Annotated in this window: 11 protein-coding genes; 6 read left to right on the forward strand and 5 right to left on the reverse strand. The window is 48.8% G+C overall.

Annotated elements, in window-relative coordinates:
- The first annotated feature begins 191 nt into the window (after positions 1–191).
- The 5 genes from HI950_RS23550 to HI950_RS23570 all read left to right on the forward strand — a co-directional run bounded on the left by HI950_RS23550 (position 192) and on the right by HI950_RS23570 (position 9101).
- Entirely contained in the window at positions 192–1607 is a 1416-nt protein-coding gene (locus tag HI950_RS23550) for an HD-GYP domain-containing protein (protein WP_223285458.1), read from the forward strand.
- Positions 1608–1720: 113 nt separating this feature from the next.
- Positions 1721–2716, forward strand: coding sequence for an L-glyceraldehyde 3-phosphate reductase (gene mgrA / locus HI950_RS23555; RefSeq protein WP_169087786.1), 996 nt, complete (start codon positions 1721–1723; stop codon positions 2714–2716).
- Positions 2717–2913: 197 nt separating this feature from the next.
- Positions 2914–6774, forward strand: a complete 3861-nt coding sequence (locus tag HI950_RS23560; RefSeq protein WP_317618437.1) for a response regulator — start codon at positions 2914–2916, stop codon at positions 6772–6774.
- Positions 6775–6876: 102 nt separating this feature from the next.
- Positions 6877–7608, forward strand: coding sequence for a response regulator transcription factor (locus tag HI950_RS23565; RefSeq protein ID WP_169087790.1), 732 nt, complete (start codon positions 6877–6879; stop codon positions 7606–7608).
- Between the two features lie 197 nt (positions 7609–7805).
- Positions 7806–9101, forward strand: coding sequence for a putative bifunctional diguanylate cyclase/phosphodiesterase (locus HI950_RS23570; RefSeq protein ID WP_169087792.1), 1296 nt, complete (start codon positions 7806–7808; stop codon positions 9099–9101).
- Between the two features lie 100 nt (positions 9102–9201).
- On the opposite strand, the gene HI950_RS23575 is transcribed toward HI950_RS23570, so the two are convergent.
- The gene (locus tag HI950_RS23575) at positions 9202–9420 is read right to left on the reverse strand and encodes a hypothetical protein (protein ID WP_076268411.1); all 219 of its coding nucleotides are present in this window, start codon (positions 9418–9420) and stop codon (positions 9202–9204) included.
- Between the two features lie 126 nt (positions 9421–9546).
- A complete protein-coding gene (locus HI950_RS23580; protein ID WP_169087794.1) occupies positions 9547–9714 on the reverse strand; it encodes a hypothetical protein in 168 nt (55 codons plus the stop codon).
- Between the two features lie 267 nt (positions 9715–9981).
- Here HI950_RS23580 and HI950_RS23585 point away from each other — a divergent pair, with 267 nt between their 5' ends.
- Positions 9982–10773, forward strand: a complete 792-nt coding sequence (locus HI950_RS23585; protein ID WP_223285459.1) for a serine/threonine protein kinase — start codon at positions 9982–9984, stop codon at positions 10771–10773.
- On the opposite strand, the gene HI950_RS23590 is transcribed toward HI950_RS23585, so the two are convergent.
- From HI950_RS23590 to HI950_RS23600, 3 genes are all read right to left on the reverse strand, one after another.
- Positions 10774–11460, reverse strand: a complete 687-nt coding sequence (locus tag HI950_RS23590; RefSeq protein ID WP_169087798.1) for a TraX family protein — start codon at positions 11458–11460, stop codon at positions 10774–10776.
- 113 nt (positions 11461–11573) lie between these two features.
- Positions 11574–12470, reverse strand: coding sequence for a manganese catalase family protein (locus HI950_RS23595; RefSeq protein WP_169087800.1), 897 nt, complete (start codon positions 12468–12470; stop codon positions 11574–11576).
- A 124-nt stretch (positions 12471–12594) separates the two neighbouring features.
- On the reverse strand, positions 12595–13047 hold a 453-nt coding region (locus HI950_RS23600; RefSeq protein WP_187768153.1), incomplete at its 5' end, for a hypothetical protein.

Here is a 13047-nt window from a genome sequence, read left to right on the forward strand (position 1 = left end):
ATATGATAGTGACAGATTGATTCCAACATTATCCTACAAATTTCGCGTTTGGATAAGGCTGATAACTATAACATTGCAACTCATATGGCGTAGAAATCATTTAAAGCCTTAGCGGCTTATACATAAGTACATTAATTATGAGATATGTAGGAGGAATAAGCTTGCGCAAAAATGCGGGAGTATTCATACGTTTGTCAATATCAATGCTTATCCCTTTGGTAGGCTATTGGATACTGCGTGGTACTGAGCTGGATAAGAGCATTAATGCGCCTCAGGAGCATTTTTATATCGTCAGTTTCGTATCTGCTCTCTCGCTGGCATTAGCGGTTGCGGTCGGTTTCGTCGCTATTCAGCTTCGCAATATTAAGATTAGTTTTTTGTCGTTATCTTATGTATCTCTTACTACGATGTTTGTTCTGCATGGCCTATCTACGCCAGGATTTTTGCTGCATCATGCCAGTATTGCGAGCAATGCTGCTCAGCTTAGCGTCATGCTGGCTGTTATCTGGCTTTGGATGTCTTCCGTTTCGGTGGATCAGCCTCTGATCAAATGGTTCGCATACTGGCAGAGATTGCTGCTCCCGGTGTGGACGCTGCTGCTGCTCGTTTTTTGCGCAGCGCTTTGGTTGAACCCCGATCTCATATTATATTTTCATCTAAAAGAGCTTCCGATGAAATGGTCTGTCAGTATTTTCATTATCGGCTTAAACAGCTGGACGATATACCGTTATTTGAATACCTATTTATCCTCCCGTTTTCCTATGCAGCTGGCAATCGTCTATAGCTCAGGCTGGATGATTATCGCTCAGATCATCATTGTTAGCGGTACGATCTGGGATTTAAGCTGGTGGCTCTACCATTTCCTGCTGCTTGCCTCCGTTATCGTTATGGTCATAGGCATTATTAATCAATATGTCAGCTCCAAGTCGATAACCTCTTCCGTCAAGCTAATGTTCCGCGCCAATCCGCGCGATTGGATCAATACGTACATGTCAACCAGTGTGCGAGAGCTGGTCATGACTACGGAGGCGCGGGACTCGTATACAGCGGGGCATAATTACCGGGTTGCCTTATATGCTCTAAAGCTTGGAGAGGAGCTTGCGCTTACTTCTGCTGATCTGAGAGCCATTGCCCAAGGCGGCCTAGTTCACGACGTCGGCAAGCTGCGCATTCCGGATACGATTCTGAACAAGCCCGGCAAGCTTACCCCCGAAGAGCGCCTAGTCATCGAGGAGCATCCTGTTTCGGGTTATGACCTGTGCAAACGGTTAGGCTTTATGCCGGAGGAGCTATCCGTCATTCGCTCTCATCATGAGAAATGGGATGGCAGCGGCTACCCGGATCAGCTGACGGGAGAACAGATTCCGCTCCTTGCGAGAGTAACCGCTGTGGCAGACGTTTATGACGCTTTGACCTCTTCGCGTTCCTATCGGAAAGCAATGTCGCATGAGGATGCCATGGCGATTATTTTGAAGGAGAGCGGACATCATTTTGACCCTCTTTGCGTGCATGCATGGGTGCGGCTAGTGAGCGAGCAGCCGGGCTTTTTCGAGGAAACGGTGCGTAACAGTCCACACCTCAAGCTGGACAAAAAAAATACTAGATAGAATGAGTGAGAGAGTTTCCTTTGTTTATATACAGTTGTACAATAGACAGGGGAGCCTCATCATTTTTCCAAATGAGATGAGGTTTACCACTAACTGGTTGGGGGATATCGAACATGACGTATTTAGCGGCTAATAATCGGTATGAGGGAATGAAGTATAACCGCGTCGGACGCAGCGGCTTGAAGCTTCCAGCTATTTCCCTAGGGCTATGGCATAATTTCGGCGGTGTTGACCGCCTTGAGAATGGTCGAGCTATGGTGCACCGCGCATTCGACCTAGGCATTACCCATTTCGACCTTGCTAACAACTATGGACCGCCTCCAGGCTCGGCTGAAGAAAGTTTCGGCCAAGTTTTAAAACAAGATCTTACTGCTTACCGCGATGAGCTTATCATCTCGACCAAAGCAGGCTACCATATGTGGGAAGGGCCTTACGGTGACTGGGGCTCTCGTAAATATTTGATTTCAAGCCTGGATCAGAGCTTGAAGCGGATGAGTCTGGATTACGTCGATATTTTTTATCATCACCGTCCGGACCCGAACACGCCGCTTGAAGAGACGATGGGCGCGCTCGATCATATCGTTCGGCAAGGCAAGGCGCTGTATGTCGGCGTTTCGAATTATAACGCAGAGCAAACAGCTCGTGCGGCTGCTATATTGAAAGACCTTGGCACGCCTTTTCTTATCCACCAGCCATCTTATTCGATGTTTAATCGCTGGATCGAAGATGGCCTGCAGGACGTGCTGGAGCAGGAAGGCATCGGCTCTATCGTATTCTCTCCGCTTGCAGGCGGCATGCTTACTAACCGTTATCTGAACGGCGTCCCTGCCGATTCGCGCGCAGGAGGACCAAGCGTATTCCTGAAGGCTGATCAAATTACGGACAGCAAGCTGAACAAGGTTAAGCTTCTTAATGAGCTTGCTCAGGGGCGCGGACAATCGCTCGCCCAAATGTCACTAGCGTGGGTACTTAGAGGCGGAAAAGTCACCTCGGCTTTGATCGGCGCAAGCCGTGTAGAGCAAATTGATGACAATGTGGCAGCGCTCAGCCGACTGGATTTCAGCGACGACGAGCTTAGCCGCATTGAATCGATACTAGCAGCCGAGTAATAGCTTAAACATAATCACAGCTAGCAAAACGATTAAAAATGAAAAGTTAAAGCTAGAGCAGCAGGCCGCAGCAATGCGGAATGCTGGCCCTAGCTTTTTTTATTCTCCAAGCGCTCGTTAAAGAGTATAATAGTGTCAAAGTTCGACAATTTCGGCAAAGTCAAGGAGGAGCGGGAGGAGAAAGCGGCTTGAAAAAAGTGTCGTTACGCACAAAAGGGTTGATTTTGATTGTTCTCATTTCTTTTATCCCGCTGTTGATTGCCGGGGTAGGCAATTATTCCGCCGTGAAGGAAGCGATGCTTCAATCGGAGATTGAGAAGACAAGCAGCCGGCAAAGCAACCGCGCAAATGTATTGGCGTCTTGGATGGCAATCCGCAAGGCGGAGGTTGTCGTGATGAGCCGCACGGAAGTCGTGCGATTCGGAACGGATGAGGAGCGGCTTCATTATTTTGGGCGTGAGCTTGTGCGCGGCGCTTTCATCTATCATTCGATCGGGTATATAGATGAGAATGGACTTGGCTTGCGCACCGATGGCGGAAGGCTGGATATGAGCGGCGAGTCCTTTTTCAAAGAGGCTATTAAAGGTCAGGTCGTTATCACAGATCCTATAACGCCATCGTTTTCAGACACGAAGCAATCGCTTATCGTTGTCCCTGTTTATGGGATCACAAATGAAATTAAAGGGGTCGTATATGCTTCCTTCGTGTTCTCGACCTTGCGGCCATTCATTGAGTTTGCAGATGAGAATTCGGTTATTCGTTTGTTTAATGATCGGGGAGGCATCCTTTATCTCTCGGATCCCGACGCGCAGATGCGTCTGAGCTTGTTCGATAAACAATCCCCGCTCAATCCGATTGCAAACAAGCTGCTGGATTCGCAAGAGGGGATGACAAAGTTAAGTATAGAAGGCAAGGAATATGCCGTCTTCCACACGAAGGTAAGCGATACGCCGTGGCGCTTCGCCCTGCAAGAGCCGATGTCGAAGCTGCAAGAGAAGATGAAGCCGATCTTTTGGCGCATTTTTACGACAATCGCCGTTTCGGAGATCATTATAGTCATCTTCTTTTATCTCTATTTCGAGCGTATTGTTAAGCGGTTGGAGCGCATTCTGGGTGTTACGGAGCAGGCTGCTGCCGGGAGATTCGAGGCTGAGCATCTTGAGATTGAGCCGCATGATGAGATCGGTCAGCTTGGCCATTCCGTTAACGGCATGATGGAGCATCTGCAAGAAATGTTCGATCGGCTTGAGGCTATTATCAATCAGAACCAATATGCCTTCATCGTTCTTGACGATGAATATAAGATTTCCTATTTGAACAAAACGGCAGAGGAGATGCTGGGCTATAAAACCGAGGAGCTGGCCGGGATCGCTACGCCGCTGCTGTTCATGGATTTGGACGAGATTCGCTTGGATGCCGAGAAGCTGTCATTAGAGCTTGGCAGAGAGGTTAAGCCTGGCATTGAGCTATTTAAGGAGCTTCGCAAACAGAGCTTCTCCTATGAGCGGGAATGGACCTTTATACATAAAGACGGCACTCGCATACCAACGCTGCATAGCTCGAATGGCCTGCGTGACCGCAATGGTCGTTTCTCTGGCGTCGTAGGCATGGTCTTGGATATTTCAGATCGCAAGCAGATGGAGAAAACACGCAATCGCCTGCTCGACATTGTGGAATCAGCGAAGGATTTGATCGCCTCAGTCAACTCCGACGGCAAGGTCGTTTATATCAACCGGGCCGGCAGAGAAATGTTAGGCTTGCAAAATGCTGTGAATGGCGATTATACCGTCAAGCAGCATTCTCAGCCAGATATGTATGCGGAGCTTGTGAATGGAGCCATTTTAGCCAAAGAATTCGGCTACTGGGAAAGCGTCACACAGCTGCTAAAGAGCAGCGGCGAGCCGCTTCATGTGTCGATGGTCGTCGTCGCTCATCAAGATGAAGATACGGGAGATCTGTTTTTCTCATGCATCGCCCGTGACATCTCCGAGCAGAAAATTGTGCAGGAGGAGCTTGTGCGCGCCACGCAGGAGGCGGAGGAGGCGAATCAGGCGAAAAGCCATTTCCTTGCGCTGATGAGCCATGAGATTCGGACCCCGCTCAACGGGATTATTGGCTTAACGCAGTTAATGCGCAAGACAGGGCTCTCTGCGTCGCAGAAGGATTATATGGATAAGATGAATACATCCTCTGAGACGCTTCTGCGCATTATCAATGATATTTTGGACTTCTCCAAAATTGAGGCAGGCAAGGTTGAAATTGAACGATTGCCGTTCCAGCCGGATGAACTTATGCACCGCATAACCGACCAACTAAGCGTCTTTATGGGGGGCAAGGAGCAGTTCGAATTTATTGTAGATATGCCTGAGCATTTGCCCCAAACGATTATTGGGGATGCGATGCGGCTTGAGCAGGTTCTTCTCAACCTATGCATGAATGCCATCAAATTTACGAACCGAGGACGAGTGAAGCTGCAGCTGGAGCTTATGGAGGAGTCTGATAATGGCGTGAGCATACGCTTCTCCATCGTGGATACAGGCATCGGCATGAGCGCAGGGCAGGTGGATAAGCTATTTAAGCCCTTTACGCAGGCGGATGGGTCAACGACCCGGAAGTTTGGAGGCACGGGCCTTGGACTCGTCATTTCAAAAACGTTGGTTGAATTGATGGGAGGCAGGCTGGAGGTTTCAAGCGAGGCTTATGTGGGCAGTCAGTTTTATTTCACGCTTCCCTTCACTGTTATTCACAAATACAGAGAGCAGGCCAGCCTAGTTCGTCAGGAGTTGAAGGAGCAGCTTGTTTGGATTGTAGAGGATGACGACGAGATGCGGGAGCATTGGAGCGAGATAATCGAATCCTATGGCTTAACGCCATTACCGTTCCATTCGTGGAAAATGGCCAGGGATCGCCTTCGCCGCATCGGGGCGGGCGCATTGCCGAAGCTCATCGTGCTGGATATGGAAATGCCCGATATGTACGGCGCGGAAACGTGGCTTGAGTTCCACTGCGATGCGGAGGCGGCAGGCGTCAAGACGATTGCGATGACGACTTCTTACGGACGTGATGAGATGATGCAGCTGCCAGCAGAGCAAAGACCGGTCACGCTGCTTATCAAGCCGATCATGCGAAGAGGCATGCTGCGTGCGATCGAAAACGTCCTTGAGCAAAAGGGCATAGGCGCAAACGAGCAGGAAAGCGCGCCTCCCGTTGTGGAGATGCGGGAGAAAGGTGTGAATACGCGCATTCTGCTTGCGGAGGACAACAAGATCAATCAGCTGGTCGCAATTGAAATATTGAAAGAGCAGGGCTACGAGGTGGGATTGGCGGAGACCGGCGAGGAAGTGCTTCAAAAGCTAGCGGAAGAACGCTGGGATCTAATCTTGATGGATATTCATATGCCGATTATGGATGGTTCGGAAGCGGTTCGCCTGATTCGCACCCAACCGATCTATGATGATCTTCCCATTATCGCAGTGACGGCAAACGTGCTTCGCAACGATCACGAGCGTTATTTAAAGCTCGGCATGAATGATGTGGTGACAAAGCCGATCTCATCCGAGCGTCTGCATACGGTCATCACCTATTGGCTGAAGCAGGGCAGCGAGCAAATGGCGAATTCAGAGGCCAAGCAAGAGCTGAATGCATTGGCGAATCGCTCTGATGAATCAGACGGTGCAGCGGGCAGCGCTTTGCCGGACATTGCCGGAATGGATGTGGCAGGCGCTCTGGCGAGAGTAAATGGGAAGCTGCCGATATTGCTGCATATGATGGAGCAGTTTATGCTCGATTACGATTCCTTTGCCGATAATCTGCGTATCGCAGTCCAGCAATCGGAGCTAACCGTAGTCAAACGTATGGCGCACACCCTAAAGGGAGCAGCCGGATATTTGTCTGCTTATGAATTGTTGGAAGCGGTATGCGAGGTGGAGCGAATCGTTAAGCAGCCGCAGCTTGAGACGGAGAGCCTTCACACCGCTATTGACCATTTGGGATTGAAGCTGAAGCAGCTTTTGGAAGGGCTTCGGATTGCGAAAGAAGTATTCGACAATAAATCCTAACAAATTTCTAACAAGTTATTGTTCCTTTAATTCTCGTATTGTATAGTAGAGATACGTTAAATATTCGACAGAAATCTTCAATCCTCCAAAAGGGTGACGACAATGTATAAAGTTCTAGTTATTGAAGATGACGTCATGATGAGTGATATGCTGTCTATGTATTTATCAGAAGAAGGCTATTCCGTCATGCAAGCCTACAGAGCGGACGAAGGATTGAAGCTCACGTCAGAGTTTGTTCCTGACTTGGTGCTTCTTGATTTAATCCTGCCCGATTTGGACGGTATGGAGGTTTGTACACTCATTAGAAAGCGCTCTAACGTACCGATTATGATTCTATCTATGAAGAGTGAAGTGTCTGAGCGGGTACAGGCTTTGAAGGCTGGAGCGGATGACTACATGTGCAAGCCATTTAGCATGCATGAGATGACAGCTCGGGTAGAAGCATTAATTCGACGTTCGAATACGATGCAGGCAGAAACGACGCAGCAGGCTGCAGCAGCAGTAGAAGTGATTGATGATCGTGAGCCGATCCAGCTTGATTTTGAAAGACGCCTATTGCTTGTTCGTGGTCAACTGGTTGAAACGACCTTCTCGGAGTACGAGCTGATGAAGCTATTTTTAGCTTACCCAGGCAAGGTGTTCAGCAGGGAAGAACTCATAAATACGATTCGCGGCTTTGACTCCTTCGTGACAGACCGTGCCATCGACGTACATATTGTCAATCTCCGCAAAAAAATCGAAACAAACCCGAAGGAGCCAAGGTTGATCCGGACGGTTTGGGGGTTTGGCTACAAGTATACGGCCGAGCATACAAACAGCGTGAGCCAAAGCTAAACGCACCTAATTTTTCAGTTTATATTTCATCTAAAAACCATTTCGCTGATGCGGAGTGGTTTTTTTCTCGCCAAGATTAAGGATGTTAAGGCAGTTATTAAATTATCTAACATTCTCCTAAATAAATCCCCTAAATTTTCCTAATGGTTATATGGCAAGATGGATATAATTTAGTATTGGGACGGTGGTGTGAAAAAATGGATGCCTTGACCGGTTTGCCTGGTCGCAACGAAGCTTTTGCACAGCTTGAATTGGCCGTCAATGTCGTACGTGCGGCGGGTAAGCGTATGGTAGTGGCGTTGGTCGATTTGGATCGGTTTTATCGCGTAAATGAAACACGGGGAACGGAGTTCGGCAATGATGTGCTTTGCATAATGGGGAAGCGATTGGCTGAAGCAAGAATGGTATCTACTAGCGTGAGCAGGGTTGGCGGAAATCGGTTTATGGTAGCCATGCCAATTGAGCAGGATGATGGGCAAAGCTTGCAAGCGGTGGAAGAGATCAAAAACGCAGTCGAGCGTCCCATAGATGTCGATGGAACAGAGCTGTATCTGACCTCTAGCATCGGAGCAACGTTGTTTCCACAGGATGGCCGGACAAGCGAGCAGCTGATATGCAGGGCGGAGTCGGCTTTATACCAATCCAAGGAGCAAGGCGGCAACCAAGCGCGGTTTTATAATACGGAGGACACCATCCATCTGAATCGCCGCATTGATATCGAAGCGGGACTGAGACCGGCTTTATGTTTGCAGCAATTTCATCTCTGTTTCCAGCCTATCTATCGCCTGACCGATGGCAGGCTAAGAGGACTCGAAGCGCTGATTAAGTGGCAGCACCCGGAGCTGGGCGATATTTCGCCAACGGAATTTATTCCTATAGCCGAGCATAGCGGCTTGATCGTGCCTGTCGGAGAATGGATGCTGCGAGAAGCGTGCAGAATGCTCGCAAGTATGAGTAAATATGGCGTGAATCGCATGATCATGTCCATGAATGTCTCGCCACTGCAGCTGCAGAATGCAGCATTTTCTCAGACGGTCCTACATGCATTAAAAGATTATGGACTTGACCCGGCTTGCTTTGAGCTCGAAATTACCGAAAATACGATGATTAACTCCTCGGCTACAGCCCTGTCCAACCTAAGCTGGCTTCGCGCCGCGGGCGTGCGCATTGTGCTTGATGATTTTGGCGTCGGCTCTTCTTCTCTCGCGAACTTAAAGCTGCTGCCGATACAGGCTTTAAAGATCGATAAGTCATTCATTAAACAGATTGATCGTCATAGTGCGGAACGGATTATCGTCGAAGGCATCATTAAGCTTGCTCAAAAACTGGGGCTCGAGGTTATTGCCGAGGGCGTCGAATACAAGGAGCAATACGAGCTGCTGAGTAAATGGGGCTGCAACTACGTTCAGGGATTTCTTCTCGGCAAGCCGCAGGAGCCTGATGTGCTTGACCTTTCCATGATTCGCCGTGCCGGCTACACCTTTGAAAATTAGGCAGGCTCACGGTTTATTTCGGAGCACGTCTTAAAAAATATAAAAGACCTGACAGGGCATCTTAAAGGATGCGCCTTCAGGTCTTTTTATCTATCAATAATCAGCATACTTCAAGATAAAGCTTAGTGCCGTCGTTATACTGGAAAATAGCGACGTCGCGCACCATTTCAACGGATTTAATTCTTCTCCATTTTTTGCGGAAATCAAAATCTAATTCCAATTCGTACAATTTATGATGAAGCAGATCTATGGATGCGGATTGTTCGTTAGGATAGTAGACAGGGACAGAACGACTTTTGAAGGTAACGATTTTCATCATTTCCTATAACACCTCCGATCAATTTCCCCTATTCTAACGTAAACCTTTTAGCCTCTTATGAAACTGTCGTCAGGATTTTGTTTATTTTGTTGACACTTTTCTAACATATTCGACATTTCCTGCATTCTAGCTGGAATAGCTGCTGTACTTCTTCTTATAGTAACCGTGCCCGCGATGCGGACGATTGTAAGGGCGATGCCCGTTATGGTAATCACTGCTGCTGTAATGCCGATGGCTGTGGCGCTTGCGTCCCATAAGTGAATATAACAGACGTTTGAGAAGATGTTTTAACATATTTTTAACCTCCTTAATACTTAATGAAATAAATAAGCTATGAAAGCAAAATGCTCTCGATTCGTGAAACATTTCCGGTATCGAAAGCGTACGCTCTCTTATGGCAAGAGTACGAATATTTATAGTCAAAGTTTCTGCAAGGCCGATAAATGAGCAGCAACAAGTGCTGCTGGGGGTGAAATAGTGATGTGGACTAGGATAGCTGGCAAATGCAAGGCTATGATCAACCATTGGCGGGACTATCCGCTTCCAAGTGGGAGGATTTGGATGGGACGATACCGCATAGAGCATTTCATCGGCAGGGGCAGCTATGGTCAAGCTTATGCATGCACCGATATAGTGAAGGGACATCAGGTTTTACTCAAGCGCAGCATGCCTAGCAAGAAGGAAATAGGCAGATTGCTGCTGGAGCGGGAAAGCATGATTTTGCAGCAATTAAACCATCCTCAAATTCCAAAGTGGCTCTCATACGAGAAGCAAGGCCGTCATGAGGCGCTTGTCATGGAGTTTGTAGATGGCGAAAATTTGGAGCATAAGCTGATGGAACAGGGCCAAATCTACTCGCTCAAGCAGTCGCTAATCGTTATGATGGAGCTTTTGCGGCCGCTTGATTATTTGCACCAAGCTGGATACGTGCATCGTGACGTACGCATACCGAATGTGCTGGACAAAGGCGGACGTTTGTATTTGATTGATTATGGGCTCTCCTGCCGGATCGGTGAGCAGCTGCCAGAAGAGCTGCGTACAGCTCTAAATGAGACGGAGCTTTTCGAAAAGAATAGGTCTGACAGCAGCTGGTCCGGGGCGAAGCGCCGAATGAGACGGCCTGAACCTGCGAGCGACTTGTACGGGCTTGGGCATTTGTTTCTGTTCATGATGTATGCAGGCTACGAATACGACGAAGGGCAGACGGAGCTCAGCTGGGAAGAGGAGCTGGAGCTTCCGCCGATCGTGAAGCAATTCGTTCGTAGACTGCTCCAGCAAAGCGAGCCGGGCTGGCAGTCAGCCGAGCATTGCATGCAAGAGCTGGAGCAGCTTATCGCTGCTCTGCCGGAATAATCAATTGAACGAAAGCGTGCGCATAATTTCTTTAAAGCTCTGATTGCTTCCGACATAGTAGATGATGGCAATAAGGGTCAAATGAACCGGATAGAAGCTTCGCCATACCAAACGAGGTATCTTCACCTTGTCAGCGCTGCGCATGAAATCGGGCAAGAAAACGATCAGAACGGTGGCAAAGATGCTGAAGGCTTGAATGAACCAGTCCTTTATCAGAAAGCTTACCACATTTAGCGAGAAGTGAAACAAGACAAACCAGTGAACCTGGGCATATCGATAGATGAGTACAAGAAGCACGACATAAGCGCCATAGCTAAAGGGCAGAAATTCTAGCAATCCAGCGCAAGCAGCGGCCATAAGACATTGCAGGAGAGGTCGGCCGCTCCATTTATCAAGAACATATAAAAGCAGCAGGCATAGAAATAATGAGCCCACAGTATTGACTTCAAGCCGGTGGAAAGCAAATTGATAGGGCAGCTGCGAGAGGAGCGCGATCCAAGCGACTCTCTTCAGGTAGAGATGAATGTTCTTCGTTCGATAATAGCCAAGCACAATCGCGAAGGCATAGAAGGGGAGCGCCAGCCGTCCAATGATCCTCCATACCATATGCTCAGGGAACCATACGAGACCGATATGATCAATAAGCATCGTTAGCATTGCCAAAAATTGAATCGAAACCACCCTCATTCTCTCATTTTGCACCCAGTATAGCACAAAGAATGCGAGAGAATATGAACAAGGAAGACCTCCAAGCCGCTTTGCGCGAATAAGGAGGTCTTCATTGGTTCGTATTGAGCTGACTAAAGGCCTGCGTTCTTCTGAAGCCGCCTTGCAATTTCAATAAAGTCCTCCTGTGAGATGCCAGGCGCAAACTCCTCCGGCACTTCGCTTAAATCGGGCATAGGCGCACCTTGCGGAGCGCCTTGAATGACCTCAAGCGGAGCGCCGGTAAGCGGATTTTGGCCGTTCCAAATGAGGACGATATCCTTGTAGTCATTCGGACTGAACGTATACAGCTTATTGCCAAGCCCCATAGCTTCATATTTCCGCGCCGTCTCAAAGCTATTGTTGCTTAGATCCGGTATGGGAATGAGCCTCTTCACGTCAACGCCTGTCGCGATTTCCAATGCTTTGGCGTAAGCCAGCACATGTACGCCGCCTCGAACAAGCAAGTATCCTATCATCGCACGTGCTGTCGGATGGTCGGTCATCTCATAGACGCGCATCTTATGCGTTCGCGCCCCGCACTCCAAGAAGAAATTGTGGAGCAGGTCAAGCACGAGGTTCCCGCTGCTGAACACATTATCACCCGTCCAAGCACGGCCCATGGAATCGCCGGGCAAGGAGGTTTGCGCGGTTTGAATAAAAAAGTAGCTATTGCGCTTGTTGACTCCCTCCCTCAGAGGAGTCGAATTAGGGTCGCCTGTGGTTGTGGTCCCTGTAAGTACCATGTTAATTGCAGTGGAGACAAGCTCCACATGGCCAAACTCCTCCGCCGTGATGCTTGATACAAGATCATAGAAGGGCTTAAGCTTCTTTTTCTCGCGAAAATTAAAGGATTGATACATGTAGTTGTTTAAGGTTGACATCTCGCCAAACTTACCCCCAAGCAGCTCCTGTACCGCAGCCGCGGCATTCGCATCCGCATAAGGGGAAGGCGGTAGCTCCACCTGAAGCCTATTTATTCGTTCAATCATAAGCATGCTCACCTCTTTTCATCGACAATTCCAGTTATTGATATCTATGACAGCTTTCGCGGCCATAGACCGTCGATGTCAAAGGGACAGCCTATTGTCGAATGGACAGACTTGCAGGGTTAGGCTAGAGCAGCGTAATGACGAGCAGCTCGTAGAGAATGAGCGGCAGCACGGCGCTATAGGGATTCATAAATGCGCGTGAATCACGCATCGTACATTGCAAATACAAGACACAGTGATCGATGTGCATAATCGTTCCTTCGTAGACATGGCCATCTACCATTTGGACACAAACGTATTTGTGCATGTGGCCGCCGCACTTGCCCATAACGCGATCGCGAATCTCCATTACCATGGCCGTATGCTTCGGATCAGCTTCATAGAGTACCGGTGCAGTATTCTCCATAGCCATTTGCCCCATCGGCATATTGCTGGCGTTTGCCATACCGCCCATTTGCCCCATATTCGGCATATTGCCCATGCTGCCGGGGGCTGCCATGCCGCCCATTTGCCCCATGTTCGGCATATTGCCCATGCTGCCGGGGGCTGCCATACCGCCCATTTGCCCCATGTTCGG

Origin of the sequence: Paenibacillus sp. PL91 (genome assembly GCF_012935325.2) — a bacterium.
Taxonomy (GTDB): Bacteria; Bacillota; Bacilli; order Paenibacillales; family Paenibacillaceae; genus Pristimantibacillus.

What these genes read in the sequence shown, in the direction of transcription:
- mgrA (WP_169087786.1), top strand. Translation starts at nt 1,721, where the DNA reads ATGACGTATTTAGCGGCTAATAATCGGTATGAGGGAATGAAGTATAAC.
- HI950_RS23565 (WP_169087790.1), top strand. Translation starts at nt 6,877, where the DNA reads ATGTATAAAGTTCTAGTTATTGAAGATGACGTCATGATGAGTGATATG.
- HI950_RS23570 (WP_169087792.1), top strand. Translation starts at nt 7,806, where the DNA reads ATGGATGCCTTGACCGGTTTGCCTGGTCGCAACGAAGCTTTTGCACAG.
- HI950_RS23575 (WP_076268411.1), bottom strand. Translation starts at nt 9,420, where the DNA reads ATGATGAAAATCGTTACCTTCAAAAGTCGTTCTGTCCCTGTCTACTAT.
- HI950_RS23580 (WP_169087794.1), bottom strand. Translation starts at nt 9,714, where the DNA reads ATGTTAAAACATCTTCTCAAACGTCTGTTATATTCACTTATGGGACGC.
- HI950_RS23585 (WP_223285459.1), top strand. Translation starts at nt 9,982, where the DNA reads ATGGGACGATACCGCATAGAGCATTTCATCGGCAGGGGCAGCTATGGT.
- HI950_RS23590 (WP_169087798.1), bottom strand. Translation starts at nt 11,460, where the DNA reads ATGAGGGTGGTTTCGATTCAATTTTTGGCAATGCTAACGATGCTTATT.
- HI950_RS23595 (WP_169087800.1), bottom strand. Translation starts at nt 12,470, where the DNA reads ATGATTGAACGAATAAATAGGCTTCAGGTGGAGCTACCGCCTTCCCCT.